This is a genomic window from Kitasatospora sp. NPDC059571, assembly GCF_042735675.1.
Taxonomy (GTDB): Bacteria; Actinomycetota; Actinomycetes; order Streptomycetales; family Streptomycetaceae; genus Kitasatospora.
Genome location: NZ_JBHWBW010000165.1, coordinates 1 through 14,880, shown reverse-complemented (window position 1 = coordinate 14,880; position 14,880 = coordinate 1). Strand labels below are relative to the sequence as shown.

Annotated in this window: 17 protein-coding genes and 2 pseudogenes; 9 read left to right on the top strand and 10 right to left on the bottom strand. The window is 73.3% G+C overall.

Annotation, left to right across the window (positions count from 1 at the left end; translation table 11 throughout):
- Positions 1-99: 99 nt before the first annotated feature.
- On the bottom strand, positions 100-1,695 hold the full coding sequence (locus ACFV0G_RS19645; RefSeq protein ID WP_380549015.1) for a M4 family metallopeptidase: 1,596 nt from the start codon (positions 1,693-1,695) through the stop codon (positions 100-102).
- Between the two features lie 177 nt (positions 1,696-1,872).
- On the opposite strand from ACFV0G_RS19645, the gene ACFV0G_RS19640 reads away from it, so the two are divergent.
- A complete protein-coding gene (locus ACFV0G_RS19640) occupies positions 1,873-2,721 on the top strand; it encodes a hypothetical protein (RefSeq protein WP_380549012.1) in 849 nt (282 codons plus the stop codon).
- Positions 2,722-2,828: 107 nt separating this feature from the next.
- A pseudogene (locus ACFV0G_RS19635) lies at positions 2,829-3,339 on the top strand (Imm21 family immunity protein).
- Positions 3,340-3,382: 43 nt separating this feature from the next.
- Here ACFV0G_RS19635 and ACFV0G_RS19630 read toward each other — a convergent pair.
- A complete protein-coding gene (locus ACFV0G_RS19630) occupies positions 3,383-3,727 on the bottom strand; it encodes a hypothetical protein (RefSeq protein WP_380549009.1) in 345 nt (114 codons plus the stop codon).
- A gap of 84 nt (positions 3,728-3,811) precedes the next feature.
- Between ACFV0G_RS19630 and ACFV0G_RS19625 the strand changes: the two genes are divergently transcribed.
- On the top strand, positions 3,812-4,195 hold the full coding sequence (locus ACFV0G_RS19625; RefSeq protein ID WP_380549006.1) for a hypothetical protein: 384 nt from the start codon (positions 3,812-3,814) through the stop codon (positions 4,193-4,195).
- A gap of 24 nt (positions 4,196-4,219) precedes the next feature.
- Here the strand turns inward: ACFV0G_RS19625 and ACFV0G_RS19620 are convergent, their stop codons facing one another.
- The 3 genes from ACFV0G_RS19620 to ACFV0G_RS19610 all read right to left on the bottom strand — a co-directional run bounded on the left by ACFV0G_RS19620 (position 4,220) and on the right by ACFV0G_RS19610 (position 6,227).
- Positions 4,220-4,864, bottom strand: coding sequence for a GAP family protein (locus ACFV0G_RS19620; protein WP_380549003.1), 645 nt, complete (start codon positions 4,862-4,864; stop codon positions 4,220-4,222).
- A gap of 216 nt (positions 4,865-5,080) precedes the next feature.
- Positions 5,081-5,305: a translation initiation factor IF-1 gene (gene infA, locus ACFV0G_RS19615; protein WP_380549000.1), complete on the bottom strand. Its 225-nt coding sequence runs from the start codon at positions 5,303-5,305 to the stop codon at positions 5,081-5,083.
- Between the two features lie 127 nt (positions 5,306-5,432).
- The gene (locus tag ACFV0G_RS19610; RefSeq protein WP_380548997.1) at positions 5,433-6,227 is read right to left on the bottom strand and encodes a GNAT family N-acetyltransferase; all 795 of its coding nucleotides are present in this window, start codon (positions 6,225-6,227) and stop codon (positions 5,433-5,435) included.
- Positions 6,228-6,526: 299 nt separating this feature from the next.
- Between ACFV0G_RS19610 and ACFV0G_RS19605 the strand changes: the two genes are divergently transcribed.
- Positions 6,527-6,880: a YciI family protein gene (locus tag ACFV0G_RS19605; RefSeq protein ID WP_380548994.1), complete on the top strand. Its 354-nt coding sequence runs from the start codon at positions 6,527-6,529 to the stop codon at positions 6,878-6,880.
- On the top strand, positions 6,877-8,127 hold the full coding sequence (locus tag ACFV0G_RS19600) for an RNA polymerase sigma factor (protein WP_380548991.1): 1,251 nt from the start codon (positions 6,877-6,879) through the stop codon (positions 8,125-8,127). Before ACFV0G_RS19605 ends, ACFV0G_RS19600 begins: the two co-directional genes overlap by 4 nt.
- 46 nt (positions 8,128-8,173) lie before the next feature.
- On the opposite strand, the pseudogene ACFV0G_RS19595 reads toward ACFV0G_RS19600, so the two are convergent.
- Positions 8,174-8,437: pseudogene (locus ACFV0G_RS19595) on the bottom strand (hypothetical protein); the annotation flags it as partial.
- Between the two features lie 314 nt (positions 8,438-8,751).
- On the opposite strand from ACFV0G_RS19595, the gene ACFV0G_RS19590 reads away from it, so the two are divergent.
- Complete coding sequence (locus ACFV0G_RS19590; RefSeq protein WP_380548988.1) at positions 8,752-9,162, top strand: hypothetical protein; 411 nt, start codon at positions 8,752-8,754, stop codon at positions 9,160-9,162.
- Between the two features lie 25 nt (positions 9,163-9,187).
- Here ACFV0G_RS19590 and ACFV0G_RS19585 read toward each other — a convergent pair whose 3' ends face one another.
- Both ACFV0G_RS19585 and ACFV0G_RS19580 read right to left on the bottom strand, forming a co-directional pair.
- A complete protein-coding gene (locus ACFV0G_RS19585; protein WP_380548985.1) occupies positions 9,188-10,570 on the bottom strand; it encodes an APC family permease in 1,383 nt (460 codons plus the stop codon).
- The gene (locus tag ACFV0G_RS19580; protein WP_380548982.1) at positions 10,567-11,067 is read right to left on the bottom strand and encodes a hypothetical protein; all 501 of its coding nucleotides are present in this window, start codon (positions 11,065-11,067) and stop codon (positions 10,567-10,569) included. Before ACFV0G_RS19580 ends, ACFV0G_RS19585 begins: the two co-directional genes overlap by 4 nt.
- A 107-nt stretch (positions 11,068-11,174) precedes the next feature.
- On the opposite strand from ACFV0G_RS19580, the gene ACFV0G_RS19575 reads away from it, so the two are divergent.
- A complete protein-coding gene (locus tag ACFV0G_RS19575) occupies positions 11,175-12,173 on the top strand; it encodes a helix-turn-helix transcriptional regulator (protein WP_380548979.1) in 999 nt (332 codons plus the stop codon).
- 45 nt (positions 12,174-12,218) lie between these two features.
- On the opposite strand, the gene ACFV0G_RS19570 is transcribed toward ACFV0G_RS19575, so the two are convergent.
- Entirely contained in the window at positions 12,219-12,722 is a 504-nt protein-coding gene (locus ACFV0G_RS19570) for a DUF1203 domain-containing protein (RefSeq protein WP_380548975.1), read from the bottom strand.
- A gap of 249 nt (positions 12,723-12,971) precedes the next feature.
- On the opposite strand from ACFV0G_RS19570, the gene ACFV0G_RS19565 reads away from it, so the two are divergent.
- On the top strand, positions 12,972-13,478 hold the full coding sequence (locus tag ACFV0G_RS19565) for a hypothetical protein (RefSeq protein WP_380548972.1): 507 nt from the start codon (positions 12,972-12,974) through the stop codon (positions 13,476-13,478).
- Positions 13,479-13,508: 30 nt separating this feature from the next.
- Here the strand turns inward: ACFV0G_RS19565 and ACFV0G_RS19560 are convergent, their stop codons facing one another.
- A complete protein-coding gene (locus tag ACFV0G_RS19560) occupies positions 13,509-14,099 on the bottom strand; it encodes a TMEM175 family protein (protein WP_380548969.1) in 591 nt (196 codons plus the stop codon).
- A 201-nt stretch (positions 14,100-14,300) separates the two neighbouring features.
- On the opposite strand from ACFV0G_RS19560, the gene ACFV0G_RS19555 reads away from it, so the two are divergent.
- Positions 14,301-14,714 (top strand): hypothetical protein, encoded by a 414-nt coding sequence (locus ACFV0G_RS19555; RefSeq protein ID WP_380548966.1) that lies wholly within the window; start codon positions 14,301-14,303, stop codon positions 14,712-14,714.
- Positions 14,715-14,880 lie beyond the last annotated feature (166 nt).

The window sequence follows — 14,880 nt, the reverse complement described above, 5'->3', positions numbered from 1 at the left end:
CGGGGCGCGGCCCCCCCCCCCCCCCCGGCCGGTGGTGCACCCCGCCCCATCGGCCGGTGCGCCGGTGGGGCGGGGGCGTTCAGGTGCGGTGCGGCGGGGTCAGGCGACGCTGACCGCGCTCCAGGCCGCCGCGATCGCGTTGTACTCGGCGCTGCCGGTGCCGTAGAGGTCCTTGGCGGCGTTCAGCGAAGCGGTGCGGGCACCCGCGTAGTTGGTGGTCGAGGTCATGTAGACGGTCAGCGCCCGGTACCAGATCTTGGCGACCTTCTGGTTGCCGATGCCGCCGACGGTCGAGCCGTTGCAGGTCGGGCTGTTGTAGGTGACGCCGTTGATGGTCTTGGTGCCGCTGCCCTCACTGGCCAGGTAGAACCAGTGGTTGCCCACGCCCGAGGAGTTGTGCACGTCCAGCTGGCCGACCTTCTTGGTCCAGCAGTCGGCCGAACTGCCGTCCAGCGACGGCTTGTCGAAGCGGCGCAGCCACGGCGGGGTCGACTGGTCGCTGAACAGGTAGTCGGGGGTGTCGACGCTGTTGTTGGCGTACCACTCCACCATGGTGCCGAAGATGTCACTGGTCGACTCGTTGAGCCCGCCGGACTCCCCGCTGTAGCGGAGGTTGGCGGTCGCGCTGGTGACGCCGTGGGTCATCTCGTGGCCCATGGTGTCCAGGTCGACCTGCTCCGGGTCGGTGGTGCCGTTCCCGTCGCCGGTCATCATGCAGAAGCAGCTGTCGGACCACTGGGCGTTGTCCCAGTTGGTGCCGACGTGGACGAAGACGGTGGCGCCCTTGCCGTCGTTCTTGATGCCGTTCCGGCCGAAGGTGTTCTTGTAGTAGTCGTACGTCCAGGCGGTGTTGGCGTGGGCGTCGACGGCGGCGGTGGCGCGGTCGGTGGAGAACTTCTTCCCGTCGCCCCAGATGTCGTCGGCGTCGGTGTAGAGCGTGCCGGAGCTCGCCTTGATGCTGCCGGCCGCGAGGTTGTGGGCGTCCTTGGTGGTGTGGCCGCGGGCCGGGTCTATCAGCGCGTACTGGCCGTTGGCCTGCAGGGTGGTGCCGAGCGTGACGTTGCCGGTGTACTCGGAGTGGCCGGTGCCGGTGGCCTCGTGCTCGGAGTCGAACTGCTCGATCTCCTCACCGGTGGTGGCGTCGGTGACCACGACCTTGCCCGAGGGCTGGCCCTGCTTGCCGAGGCCGCTCACCGTGGTCTGCCAGGCGAGGCGGGCGATGCCGTCGGCGGCCCAGACGACCAGCTGCGGCTCCGAGGTGGCGGAGGAGATGCCGGATGCGGCGGCCAGGGCCTTGGCGGCCGTGGTCTTCGCGGGCACGGTCGGGACGGTGCTCCGCACCACCGGGTTGTGGCCTCTCGCCCGCGAGGAGTCCTTCAGCCGGCCCTGGGCGTCCTGGTGCACGACCAGGTCGCCGCCGATCACCGGGAGGCCGAAGTAGGTGCGGTCGAACCGGACGTGCTGGGTGCCGTCCGCGTCGATGACGACGTCCTTGGTCTGCAGGTCCTGACCGGCGCCGAAGCCGAAGAGGTCGGCATTGCGGGCGACATTGGCCTTCGCCCGGGCGATCGCGGCGTCGCGACCGGGGACGGCATGGGCCGGGGAGAGCTGCACACCGGCCGCGACGAGCGCGGCGACGGCAGCCAGGGCGCCGGACGTGAGGGTGCGGCGGCGCGAAGAGGAGGTGGGGCTCACTCTGAACTCCAGTCGGGTAGCTGCTGGGTGGCCGACTGAGAGCCTGGCCGTGAACAGCCAAACAGTTCTACGAAACAGAATGGAACTTGACCGTTTCGTTGCCGAGCGGCGAATCCGCCGTGGTACCAGAGGAACTGAAGGGACCTCATGGCGTGCCCGGTGCCCTACGATCGCCCGGTGACTCTCGATGCGGCCCTCGCCGACCTCCAGGGCGGGACCGGCTCCGCGACCGGTATGAAGCGGATGCTGGCCGCCCTGATCGACCAGGGCGTGTTCGTGCCGGTGCACCACGACGGCTCGCTGTTCCTGCTGCACCGCAGGGACGACGGCTCGCCGACCCTGCCCGGCTGCGTCAGCGAGGCGTGCTGCGCCGAGCACCTGCCGGATGCCGCGGGCACCGTCTACTGCGACGCGATACGGCTGATGGACATCGTTCGGGAGACCGGGGCGGAGAGGCTCCTGCTGTTCGCCTCGGACGGCTCGTCGATCGCCGTCCCGGCCGCGCTGCTGTTCCGCGCCATGGCCGAGCGGGGCATGCGCGGCGACGGACAGCGCCTCAAACTGACCTGGTCCACCCACCCGCTCGCGGTGGCCCTGCGGGACGCGGCCTTCCGCCGCCTGCGGGAGTTCCCGGACATCCACTGCGTCTGGATCTCCCACGCCAGGTGGCTCGACTCCGCCGGCGAACACCTGATGGTGCACCTGGCCGTCGACGAGGAGCTCCCGTCCCCGGCCTCCCAGCGGTTCCTGCAGACCCTGCTGACCGAGGAGGTGACGCCCGGCGAGGGCGACCCGATGGTCTCGGCGCTCGCACTCAACCGGACCACCCACGCATCCGACATCGCCGGGCTCGACCGGATGGGGCTGGACACCGTCCGCATCGACCACGCCACCGGCCGGATCGAACTGATCTCCCGTGAGTTCGACGACCCGGCAGCGGCCGAGGCCGCCCGCCGAGCCCTCGCCGACCCGCCGCCAGCCCGACCCGACGGCCCCCGCCCCCGCCGCTGGTGGCACCGGGGCTGAGCGCCGCCCGAGAGCGCGTTGTCCGTGGCCGGGAGGACACTGGCGTTGTGAAGACGTACTCCTCCACCACCGCAACGTCGCGCGTGCCCTCCCTCCGGGTCGAGTCGATGGGTGGCCCGCTGATCGCCGTGCCGGTGTCCGCGCTGGCCCAGTGGCGTGGCTGCACAGAGTCCGGGGCGGTCATCGGCGACGGGGACGTTCTGGACGACTACGGCCGCGCCTGCGAAGTGGAGGGTTGGCCATGAGGGCGCGCGGGGACTCGTTCCGGCGGATGAGCCCGCCAGCAGCTGCTATCTGCCGGAACACCGAGCTTTCGTCCGCCGGCTGGGCGCCGACTGCGAGGCTGATCTGATCGCCGCGGCGCGGGTGGTGCTCGCCGACCCCACCACCGCGTGGGTGGAGTGCGGCGTCTGGGAGACGGACGGGCCGGCGGTGCTCATGGACGCCGTGACGGCCGGGCCCGAGCTGGGCGTCGAGTACCCGAACGGCGGAGGCACACCGGACGAGGCCCCCGTCCTGCTGGGGCCCGTCAGCTGGACGGTTCGCGCAGTCCACGCCTCACCGACCGAGGACACCTCGGTGGGCGTGATCCAACTGCTGCCTCGGCCGTCGAACTGAGTGCCGGGCGCCGAGGCACGGCCGGGGTCAGCCGCAGGGTCTCCTAGGAAGTGGTCCAGCGGACCGGGTGACCGGACGGATCCGTGGTGAGCCAGGTACCGTCCCCGAGAGGGCGGAGGTCGTAGGGATGATCGCCGCGCGCGTCGAATTCGGCTCGGACTCGGCCCGCGCGTGCATCGACCCGGTAGTGCCGGAACCACTCCTGCTCGTCCTCGGTCTCGCCGGCGATGGTGACGATGATGGTGTCCGGGTTCAGGTAGCCGCCGCACCATTCCACGGAGGCCTCGTCCGGGTCGTGTCCGAAGGCGTCCACCGAGAGGGTGAACGCCACCTCGCCTTCCGGGTAGGCGTGGACGGCGACGTCGGCCTGGTCGTGGTCAACGGTCATGAACCGGCAGCCGTCGGGCGACAGGTCGATGAGGCATCGATCGTCCCAGGGCGAGGTCGCCCTCGGTCTCGCTGGGCGGAGCAGTTGCCCGTCCAGGCGCCCGGGGAGCGGGCGCAGTTCAAGATCGTCAACCGGTGCGACCGGAGCCGGATCCTCGCCGTCTCCCTGGAGCCCTCCGGTGACCTGCGGCTGATCGTCCCCGACCGCGTCGGCGACCCCGGCGAGGGCGAGCGGGCGATGACGGCGGCCGGCTGGCAGCGCCACGGCAAGCGCTGGCGCGCGGTGTTCAAGAGCCCGGCCGAGCGTTCGGCCGCCGCGGCGGCCGAGCTGATCACGACGGAGCTGGTCGCCCGGGGTGTCGGCGATCCGCAGCGGGACCTCTGCGCGAAGGACATCCGGTGCGGTACGGCGAGCTCCGGCGCGTGGGGGTTCTTCCAGATCACCGGCCTCGGCATCGAACGCCGCTGAGCCGAGCCCGCCGGGCGGGGCCCGTCAGGCGATCAGCTGGTAGGTGCTCCTGGCGGTCAGCCAGAGGCCGACCAGCACGGAGAGGGTGACGATCAGCCGGTCCTGGTGCTCCTCCAGCCAGGTCCGCAGGGCGTCGAGCCGGTCGTTCGCGGCCGCCGGAGCCCGGACGGTGTACAGCTCCATGACGATGAGGCTCAGGGTGGCCAGCAGACAGTAGGCGGTCAGGGCCAGCCAGTTGGAGAGGGAGGACAGGTGGGCGTCGACGACCGTGGCGGCGCCCGCCCCGACCATGGCCCACGGCTGGAGCAGCCAGGCCAGCCCGGCGGCGGTGCCGAGGGAGGCCCTGTCGACCCGGGCCGCCCAGCTCGGCGGGCGGTGCGGGCGGGGCGGCCGGCGGTGCCGGTACACGCCGTACGCCGCCAGGCCGACGCCGATCGCCAGCCTGGCGGCGAGGGCCGCGGTGGACGGTGTGCTGTGGCGGGCGGGCGGCGTCCCACCGGTCAGCAGCATCACGCACACCACCACCGCGACCAGGTTCGCCAGCCACGACAGCAGGAACGCCAGCCCCTTGCGGACGCCGCCCTGCGAGGCCAGCAGCAGGATGAAGGCGCTGTTGTGCAGCGGCCCGAGGGTGATGGCCGTGCCGATCACGACCAGGTCGAGGAACATCGGCTCAGCCGCTCCCGGGGTCGGGTCCGTCCGCCGTCTCCGGGTGGGCGGCCAGGACGGGCGCACAGGGTGGCGCGGCGTCCCGTACGGCGCCGCATCCCGACTCTGCGCGGCACGGCGCGGCCGGACAAGCCGGCCACGCCGATGCCGCGGAAGGCCGCAGGGTCGGGCCCACTGAGGCCGCCCTCCCCGCTGTGACGCGGCTGCCGCGGACTGCTACGTCCGGTAGCGGAAGCGGATGCGGCCGCGGGTGAGGTCGTAGGGGCTGAGCTCCACGAGCACCCGGTCGTACGGGAGGATCTTGATGTAGTTCTTGCGGATCTTCCCGCTGATGTGGGCGAGCACGGTGTGCCCGTTCTGGAGTTCCACCCTGAAAGTGGCGTTGCGAAGGCACTCGGTGACGGTGCCCTCGACCTCCAGGCCCCCTGATGTTTTCGTCATGGCTCTCACCTCTCCGTTCGGTGACGGTGCTGTCGAAAGGAATGTGGCCGACAGGAATGTGGCCGACAGGAAATCGGTCGACGGGAAAGAACGTCGACACGGAAGAAATGTGCGGCGGCGCCGCGCATCAGCGGCGCACCAGCTCCCGGGTGCTGCCCGCCCGGCGTGCGGCGATGCCCTCGAACAGGGCGATGGCCGCCGTGTTCGACTCGTCGACCTCGGCCCAGGCCGAGGCCGTCCCGGAGCGGCGCAGCGCACCGAGCGCCTGGGCCAGTAGCGCGCGGGCGATGCCGAGGCGCTGTCGGTCGGCGCGGACGGCGATCAGGCCGATCCGCGGCTGCCGGGTCAGCGGCGCCACCCGGACGAGGCCCACGTACGCGCCGGCCTGCTGCGCCACCGCGTACTTCGACACGTCCGCCACGGTGACCCCCTCGGGGCGGGGCAGCACCTCGGCCGGCATGCTCTGCCAGCCGGCGGCGGCCTCGACCTCCGCGCGGATCAGGCGGTCCAGCGCGCGCAGCGGCTCCTCCTGCGCCTCGCCGGCCGGCACGATCGTCACGCCCGCCGGGGGCTGCACCGACCCCAGCCCCGTGAGCTGCGGGTCGGTGGGGACGAGGTATCCCCACTCGCGGCGCCCGGCCGTGAAGCCGGCCCGTTCCCAGGCGGCCGCGGTGCCGGGGTCGGCCTCGTCCACCACCGTGTACAGCGGGGCAGACAGGTCCCTCGCCATCGCCTCGGCGAGCCGGTCGAAGACCGCGTCGTGCCAGGCGTCGATGCTGATGAAGAGCCGGCCGTCGGGCCGGCGCGCAGCGTCGCCGCGGCCGACCACCCGGTCGTCCGCCACGGCGTGCCATTCGAGCTCCGCGACCCGCGCGACCGTGACCGGCTGCTCGCCGGCGGAGTGGGAGTGCACAGTATTCACAGGTGTTGCCTCTCGGGAGTGCCTTCGTCTGAGGCGCTCCCCGGCGACACCTACGTCAATCGCCCACCGTGACGGCAAGGGGGAGCACCCACGCGGATACAGCCTTCACGGGTCCCACCTCCTCACGGTCTCTCACGGCGGACGCACGCTATCAGCCGCGGCCGACGCCACCCAACCGGTTTTCCGGCGGCCTGACAGCCCTCCGGAACCCGCGCAGATTTTCTCGGCGAGAGGTGTCGATTCCCCGTCCGCCCGTTCGTCATGACTGTGCAAGCCACCCGCTACCCGAGGAGCACACCGTGAAGTACCTGCTGCTGATCAACACCGCGTCGCCGGACTCCACCGAGGACCGGCCGGCCGAGGGTCCCAGCGTGGCGGAGTTCATGGCGTACGAGAAGGCCGTCGCCGACGCCGGCGTCAAGCTCGACGGCAACGCCCTGGACCTCGCGAACGCGACCACCGTCCACGTCCGCCCGAACGGCGAGCGGGTGGTCACCGACGGGCCGTTCGCCGAGACCCGGGAGATCGTCGGCGGCTACTACCTGATCGACGTCCCCGACCTCGACGCGGCCCTCGACTGGGCGGCCCGCTGCCCGGGTGCCCGGCACGGCACCGTTCAGGTCCGCACGGTCTGGGAACCCCCGCAGTCGTGAACGAGCGGCGGGCGGCCCGCTCCGTGGAGGCGGTGTTCCGCGAGGACCGGAGCCGGCTGCTCGCCCTGCTCGCGACCAGGTTCGGCGACCTCGACCTCGCCGAGGAGAGCGCCTCCGAGGCGATCGAGGCCGCACTGCAGCGATGGCCGGTCGACGGCGTGCCCGACCGGCCCCTGGCGTGGCTGCTCACCACGGCCCGCCGCAAGGCCATCGACCGGATCCGGCGCGACCGCCTGCACGCGGAGCGGCTCGCGATCCTCCAGGTCGAGAGCGACCGGGCCGCCGCCCTGCCGGCCGACCCGGGCTTCGACGACATCCCGGACGAACGGCTGCAACTCTTCTTCACCTGCTGCCACCCCGCACTCTCCCTGGAGGCCCGGACCGCACTGACGCTCCGCTTCCTCGCCGACCTCACCACCCCCGAGGTCGCTCGGGCGTTCCTGGTCCCCACCCCGACGATGGCCCAGCGCATCGTGCGCGCCAAACGCAAGATCCGCACCGCCCGGATCCCGTTCCGCGTCCCCGGCCCCGACGAGCTGTCCGTCCGCCTGCCCGGCGTCCTCCGGGTGGTCTACCTCGTCTTCACCGAGGGCTACGCGGCCACTTCCGGCAGCGACCTGCTCCGCCCCGACCTGGCCGACGAGGCCATCCGGCTCGCCCGGATCCTGCACCGGCTGCTCCCCGCGGAGCGCGAGGTGGCCGGGCTGCTCGCCCTGCTGCTGCTCACCGACGCCCGGCGCGCGGCCAGGGTCGACGCCGAGGGCGGCCAGGTGCTGCTGGAGGACCAGGACCGCACCCTGTGGGACGCCGACCTCATCGCCGAGGGGCAGCGGCTCCTCGTGCCGGCACTGACCGGACCGGGGGTCGGACCGTACGCGGTGCAGGCGGCGATCGCGGCGCTGCACGACGAGGCGCCGGACGTCGAGTCGACCGACTGGCCGCAGATCGTCGCGCTGTACGACGTGCTGCTCCGGGTCGAGCCGTCGCCGCTGGTGGCCCTCAACCGGGCGGTGGCCGTGGCCATGCGCGACGGCCCCGAGGCGGGCCTCGCGCTGCTGGACGCGCTCGACGGCACGGGAGAGCTGCGCGGCTACCACCTGCTGCCCGCGGCCAGGGCCGATCTGCTGCGACGGCTCGGCCGCACCGCGGAGGCGGCCGCCGCCTACCGGGCCGCCCTCGACCTCGTCGGCAACGAACCGGAGCGGTCCACGTTCACGCGCAGGCTGGCGGACCTCACCGACCCCTGACGCGGCGTGGGCCGCGCACCTGCGCCCGGCGCGCACCGCGCACCGATCACGGCTGCCGGTGGTGGAGGGAGTCGCCCCGGCGGTGGGCGGCGTCGAGGAGGGCGAGCTCGTCGGCGGAGAACCGGAGGGCACCGGCGGCCACCTTGGAGGCCAGATGCCCCGGGTCGCCGGGGCCGGGAATGGCCAGGTTGGAGAGGCCCAGGTGGCGGATGAGTCCGGCCGCGCGCAGCTCGGCCAGCACGCCGAAGCGCTCGGCGACCGAGTCCGCCCCGACGACCCGCAGGTTCACCAGGTTCGGGCGGCCACGTCCACCTCTGCACCGACCCCCGCCGCCCCTGGGGCGAGATCTGGCCCGAACTGCGCACCTACGCATGACCACCCGCCCGTCGCGGGAGACCGGCGCCCACTGGATCCCGGGGCCGCCTTGCGACTGCCGGATCCGGGCCGCCATACTTCGACGGCCGATTCGGAGTCATGCCCTCCGGTTCGGACTGCTCGTCCCGGACGGCCAGGAGCTCCGTACACCCGCTCCGCCGTCGGAGCGTCGACCGATCACGCCGGAGGGGGCCCGCGATGTCCGACGACCGCCGCCACCCGGGCCCCGGGCCTCAGGACAGGGAGTCGGTGCGTTTCCGACCGACGGTGCAGCAGCGCCTCGTCCCTGCCTCCGTGGGGGCCCTCGGTGCCGTCATCGCCTTCGAGGTCCTGCTGTGGACCAACGGCGAGCCGCTGCTCCAGCACGACTCCCTGAGCGCCGGACTTGCGGCCCTGGTCCTGCCCCTGGGCAGCCTCTGGCTCCAACGCGACCACGGCGTCGAGCTGACCCGTCGAGGAGTCACCGTCCGCGGGGCGCGCCGACGCACCGTCGACTGGGACGGCATCCGGGACATCCGGATCGAGGGCCAGTCCGTCGCCCTGTACCGGACGGACGGAGGGCGCATGCTGCTCCGGGCTCCCCATGCGCTGCTCGACCGCGCCTTCGCGGAGAAGGTCGCGGTCATGGACGGCTGGTGGCGGCAGTACCGCCGCGACTGAACCACCGTCCTCGTCAACAGTCCCCTCACCGGGCCCCGGCGGCGCGGGACGCTCCCGGGGCGCCGTCCGCGTCGGGCTCGTCGGCCTCGCCCCGATCGCCTGCCCGCGCCGCTGCGTCGGGGCGCCGGGAGTCCGCCCTCCGCCGCCGTCGCAGGTAGCCGAGGGCGCCCGCCGTGACCACCAGCGGCCAGAGCAGGTACCTGCCCGTCATCGCCAGGAGCACGGCGACCGCGGCCAGGGCGATGAGCGCGCACCGGTGCGGCAGGCCGCCCCGCGGCAGCAGGCGGACGGCGGCGGCCGTGCCCAGGGCGTACACGGTCACGAAGGATCCCGTGGCGAGCAGCACGAGCGGCTGCGGACCGACGCCGACGAGGGTGGTGACGGCGAGGGCGACGGCCGCGAGGCCCGTCACGAGGGACAGACTGCGGCGCGGTACCTCGCCGGCGCTGCTGCCGCGGGCCAGCCAGGCCGGCAGTGCCCCGTCCCGGCCGAGTGCGGCGCCCAGTTTCGCGGCACCGGCGAAGTAGGCGTTCATCGTGCCCAGGGTGAGCAGGAGCGCGGCGGCCGCGGCCGGGACCTGCACCGAGGTGCCGAGGCCGAGGGCGAGCAGTTCCGCCAGGGGTGCGTCGGCGGTGCTGGCGGCCGGGCCGAGGACGAGCACACCGGCGGCGGCCACGGCGAGGTAGAGCACGCCGACGACGGCCACCGCGACGGCGGCAGCCCGGGGCAGGTCCCGCTCGGGGCGGCGGAAGTCGGCGGCCAGGTGGGTGATCGCCTCCCAGCCCGCGAAACTCCAGACCAGCAGCGCCGCGGCGGACCCGATCGCGGACCAGCCGTGCGGGGCGAACGGCTGCAGGTTCTGCGCGCGGGCGTGGGGCAGCGCCGCGGCCACGGCGGCCAGCAGCAGCGTGACGAGCAGCAGGGCGAGCACGAGTTGCAGCCGGCCCGACACCCGCAGACCGAACCAGTTGGACACCGCGACGGTGATCAGCAGCACCGCCGCAGTCACCGCCACCGTGCGCCGGCCGCCGCCCAGCGCGGTGGCGACGTACGCTCCGGCGAACATCCCCGCCGCCGGTGTGCCGGCCGGCACGGCGAAGTAGAAGCACCAGCCGACGGCAGCGGCCGCCCGTCGGCCGAAGGCGTGCCGGACATAGGTGGACACGCCGCCCCCGTCGGGGTACCGGGCGCCGAGGGCCGCGAACGTGGCCGCGAGCGGCACCGACAGCAGGACCAGCCCCAGCCAGGCCAGCAGCGACGCCGGCCCGGCCGCCCGTGCGGCCAGTGCGGGGAGCGCGATCACACCCGTCCCGAGGACCGCACCGATGTACAGGGCCGCGCCCTGCCAGACCGTCAGCCGCCCGGCGGACGGTGCCGGCGCGAGATGTGCGGTCGGCCGCCCGGTCATCCGCGCACCTGCCCGGCCCGGCGGAAGTCCATGGTCCAGTTGGTCTCCCAGCTCTTCCCCTCGTCGGTGGAGAACGCCTGCTCCCAGCGGGCCGACTCCGCGGTGATCGCGGACCAGATGAACCGGCACCGCATCGGGGCGCCCTCGTAGGTGTCGTCGCCGAGGAACTCACCGCGGCCGTCGCGGTCGAAGCGGCCGTGGACGGGCGGCTGCAGCAGGCCGTCACGGCTGTTCACCCAGTTCAGCGACCACTGCGCGCGGACGGGGTCGAACAGACGCAGGGTCAGGCCGGTGAACCCCTTGGTGGGGAAGACGATCTCGTCCAGATTGGCGGCCCCGCCGAACAGGGTGCCGTGACAGACCGCCGTGGCCGGGAACTCGTCCCACTCGGTGCTGCCGGTCAGCGGGGCGACGAGCCGTCGGTTCGTCACGTCCCATGTCCCCACCAGGAAGTCGAAGTCGCCGATGCCGGGGGAGCGGGTGGAAGAGGTGCTCATGTGCGGGTGTCCTTCGCGGTCTCTCGGGTCCGGGTTCGGGCCCGAACGGAAAGCTAGCCCGGCTCCCCTGACAACCACTGTCAGGGGAGTGCGGCAGACTCTCCCGCATGCGAGCGAGCCGACTGCTGTCCGTCCTGTTGCTGCTCCAGGCCCGCGGCCGGATGACCGCCCAGCAGCTGGCCGACGAACTGGAGGTGTCCGTCCGGACCGTCTACCGGGACATGGAGTCGCTCGCCGCAGCCGGCGTCCCCGTCTACGGCGACGCCGGGCACGACGGCGGCTACCGGCTGGTCGGCGGCTACCGGACCCGGCTGACCGGACTGACCCGCGAGGAGGCCCAGGCCCTCTTCCTGGCCGGACTGCCCGGCGCGGCCGCCGACCTCGGCCTGGGCACCGTGCTCGCCACCGCGCAGCTCAAGCTGACCGCGGCCCTCCCCGAGGAACTGCGCGAGCGGACCGGCGCGCTGCAACAGCGCTTCCACCTGGACACCTCCGCCTGGTACGCCGAGGCGGACGCCACCCCGCACCTGGCGGTCCTCACCGACGCGCTCTGGCGCCAACGCCGCATCCGGATCCGCTACCGGCGGTGGAAGGACCCCCAGGAGGTGACCCGGACCCTGGAGCCCTACGGGGTGGTCCTCAAGTCCGGCCTCTGGTACCTGGTCGCGGGCCGGCCCGACCCCGTCCGGACCTACCGCATCTCCCAGATCCTGCGCATCCAGGTCCTGCCCGACGGCTTCGACCGCCCGGACGGCTTCGACCTGGCCGCGTACTGGCGCTCCTCCCTCGACGACTTCGACGCCCGCCGCTACCGGGACCGGGCAACCGTGGAACTGTCGCCGGGGCTCCTCGACCGGCTGCCCGACCTGGTCGAACCGGCCGTCGCCCGCGCCGCCCGGGCCTCCGCCGGGCCTCCCGGCCCCGACGGCCGGATCCGGGGCACCGTCCCGATCGAGTCCCTCGGTCACGCCGCCGGAGTGCTGCTGCGCCTGGGCGCCGAGGCGGAGGTCCTGGCACCCGTCGAACTGCGGAACCTGATGGCGCGGACCGTGGCCGCCCTGGCGCAGACCTACGGCCGCCCGCCCACCGGCGCCGCCGAGCCGTGAGTCCGGCACGGCCTGCGCCGGTCGGCGTCCCTGCTCCCGGGTCGGTCAGGGCCGGTCCACACGGAACTGGTAGCAGCCGTACTCGACGGCCCGCACGTGGACCTGGACGGTCTGCGGGTCGGCGAAGGCCTCGGCGAGCGCGCGGTCGAGGGCCGCGTCGGCGTCCTCGGGCAGCTCCACCAGGCTCCCGCCCGCGATGCGGCCGTGCGTGTCGTAGCGGCGCAGCGCCCGCAGGGCGCCGGGCCGGGCCCACGGGTGGCCGGCGGCGTCCGGGTCCGGGCCGCCGCAGTCCCGGGCGTGGATGAAGACCGGGCCCTGCTCGTCGTACGCACCGGGCTCGGCGCCCGTCTCGGCCGCCCAGCGGCGCAGCGGGGCGTACGAAACGAGGGCGATCCGCTCGCCCGCGGTGCTGGACCGCAGGCAGCAGCGGAGCGGGGCGCCGCCCTCCCCGTCCGGGTACGGGCTCATCGGGTGCCCGGCGTCGTCGCGGACGCGGAGCTGCTCCAGGGCGGTGGGGGCAATGGGCCGTGGCCGGTAGATGCTGGTCATGTCGGCCAGCCTCGCGCGGCGGGGCACCAGGTGCCGGCGGGAATCCGACAGGGCGTTCCGGACGCCAGCGGCGCGCCGGCGGCCCGACCGTTCCCACCGGGTGTCGAGGGTGTGTGGTGGGCGTCTCTTGTCGGTGGCCGACTGTCATGGTTTGATCACAATGTTTTGTGTCGGTCGTCGACGGCAAGGCCGTGCATCAGGGCATGTTCCTGCCTTGCGCGTGGCGCTGTCGTGTCGGGGGTGGTTGGCGTGAGCGCGGATATTTGTCCCGCCGGGGGCGGTGGTGGGCCGACGCCGGCGGAGCTGCGGGAGCTGCAGGCGCGCGCGGCCGGGCTGGCCCGCGACATCGCCGAGCTGCGGGAACGCCTGCAGCGGCAGCCGGATCTGCCGCGCGCACTGCGCGGAGCGCTGCCGGGCGCGGTGGACGACGCGATCGAGCTGGCCGCGCAGCGGATCGGGACGGCGGCCGAGGGCCTCGCACGCGTCCGGGCCGCGCAGTGGCAGGGATCCTGCACGGCGTGGTGGGGGATCTGCCCGCACTGCGGCCTCACCCTGTGCTCGGAGGACGGCCGCTCCTGGTGCGAGGAGTGCGGCGCCCGCTGGGGGTACGACCGGTCGCAGGGCCCCTGCGGGGAGCGCGGTGTCTACCTGGCCATGGACGAGCTGGGCGGAACGGTCATCGTCTGCGCCGCACACGGCCGCTACCTGCAGGAACGCCTCGACGGCGGCCTGCTGCTGGTGATCCCCACGTCATAGGGCCGTGGTCCGCGGTCCCGGGGTCCGTGGTCAGGTGTCGGCGGAGGCGCGCGACCGATTGCGGGACAGCAGCCCGACCGCGCGCGGGACGACGATCCAGAGGACCCAGGCGTAGGGCGTGAGGAAGAACACCGGGATGGACAGGCCGAAACCGATGAGCATCCCGTAGAGCACCGGATCCCCGGCGGCAACCAGCTCCGCCGGGACGTCCGGGTCGCGCAGCTTCTGCGAGGTCATCCGGCGCTCCATGGCGATCACCACGGCGTGCGCCAGGCACTGCAGCAGGGCGTAGAAGCCGAACCGCAGGCCCAGCGTGTCCGTGTCGTCGCCCTCGGTCGTGAGCAGCTTGGTGGCGAAGGGGTTGAGGACGATCGTCAGCAGCCAGACCGCGTTGAGCGTGCGGAGCCTCGCGTCGGTGCGCTCGGTGTACTGGAAGATCCGGTTGTGCTGGCCCCACGCGGCGGCGATCACGGCGAAGCTGATCAGGAACGCCAGGTAGTGGTCGAGGTCGTCGTGGATCGCGGAGCGGAACGCCGAGACCGTCGGGCCCTCCGGCACCGGCAGCTCGAGGGCCAGCAGGGTGATGGCGATCGCGACCACGGCATCGGAGAAGAAGATCATCCGATCCGCGGCACGTTCCTCGAATCTCCGCAGATTCCTTGCCTGCACCCAAGCCTCCCTCGTCGGCACGGCCCATCCTCGTTGCGCTGCAGACCGCCACCGCCGCTACGACACGCCCTGCCGTGGACCCTGTCCCGTACTCAGAAGGAGGTGAGTACGTCCGCTCTGCCGCGCGGCCGGGCCGGCCGCGATGCTCGGGCCATGCGCGACAAGCCTCTGAACCTCGCCTCCGCCCTCCTGCTCTTCCTCGTCCCGCCCGCGGCCTGGGCCGCCTGGCTCGGCTGGGACCAGCACCGCGACGTGCACCCGGACGGCTCGGTATCCGGCCCCTACGAGGCCTGGCAGGTGATCGGGCTGGTCCTGACCCTGCTGGTCCCCGTGTGCTGGGCGGCCCTCCGCCACCGCGTCGCCGACACGGCCCTCGGCACCACGGCCGGCCTGACCGCCGCCGCCTGGTACGACTGGTCCGACGACTCCAGCGGCCTCTACCTCATCGGCGTGGCCACGGTCATGGCCGCGACCCTCGCGGCGACCCTCGCCGTCGCCTCCCTGACCGCCTCGGTGGCACGGGCCCGCCACCACGGCTCCGGCGCGGCCATCGGGCGCGGAGAATGAGGCGACCCGGGCCTCACCCGGATCACTGTTGCCTCTTTGCTCGGCGCAGCCTCAAGGCCTCTGGGGCGTTGGGGTCTGTAAAAAGAACGGTGTAACTCCCGATCAAGGAAGTAGCACCTGATGACAGACGTGACCGTCTCGGCCGAGGCCGTGGAGGCCGCACGGC

Bases quoted from the DNA above. Each gene is read 5' to 3' on its own strand.
- ACFV0G_RS19620 (WP_380549003.1), bottom strand. From the start codon at position 4,864: ATGTTCCTCGACCTGGTCGTGATCGGCACGGCCATCACCCTCGGGCCG.
- ACFV0G_RS19585 (WP_380548985.1), bottom strand. From the start codon at position 10,570: ATGACCGGGCGGCCGACCGCACATCTCGCGCCGGCACCGTCCGCCGGG.
- ACFV0G_RS19560 (WP_380548969.1), bottom strand. From the start codon at position 14,099: ATGATCTTCTTCTCCGATGCCGTGGTCGCGATCGCCATCACCCTGCTG.
- ACFV0G_RS19575 (WP_380548979.1), top strand. From the start codon at position 11,175: ATGCGAGCGAGCCGACTGCTGTCCGTCCTGTTGCTGCTCCAGGCCCGC.
- ACFV0G_RS19630 (WP_380549009.1), bottom strand. From the start codon at position 3,727: ATGACCGTTGACCACGACCAGGCCGACGTCGCCGTCCACGCCTACCCG.
- ACFV0G_RS19570 (WP_380548975.1), bottom strand. From the start codon at position 12,722: ATGACCAGCATCTACCGGCCACGGCCCATTGCCCCCACCGCCCTGGAG.
- ACFV0G_RS19580 (WP_380548982.1), bottom strand. From the start codon at position 11,067: ATGAGCACCTCTTCCACCCGCTCCCCCGGCATCGGCGACTTCGACTTC.
- ACFV0G_RS19555 (WP_380548966.1), top strand. From the start codon at position 14,301: ATGCGCGACAAGCCTCTGAACCTCGCCTCCGCCCTCCTGCTCTTCCTC.
- infA (WP_380549000.1), bottom strand. From the start codon at position 5,305: ATGACGAAAACATCAGGGGGCCTGGAGGTCGAGGGCACCGTCACCGAG.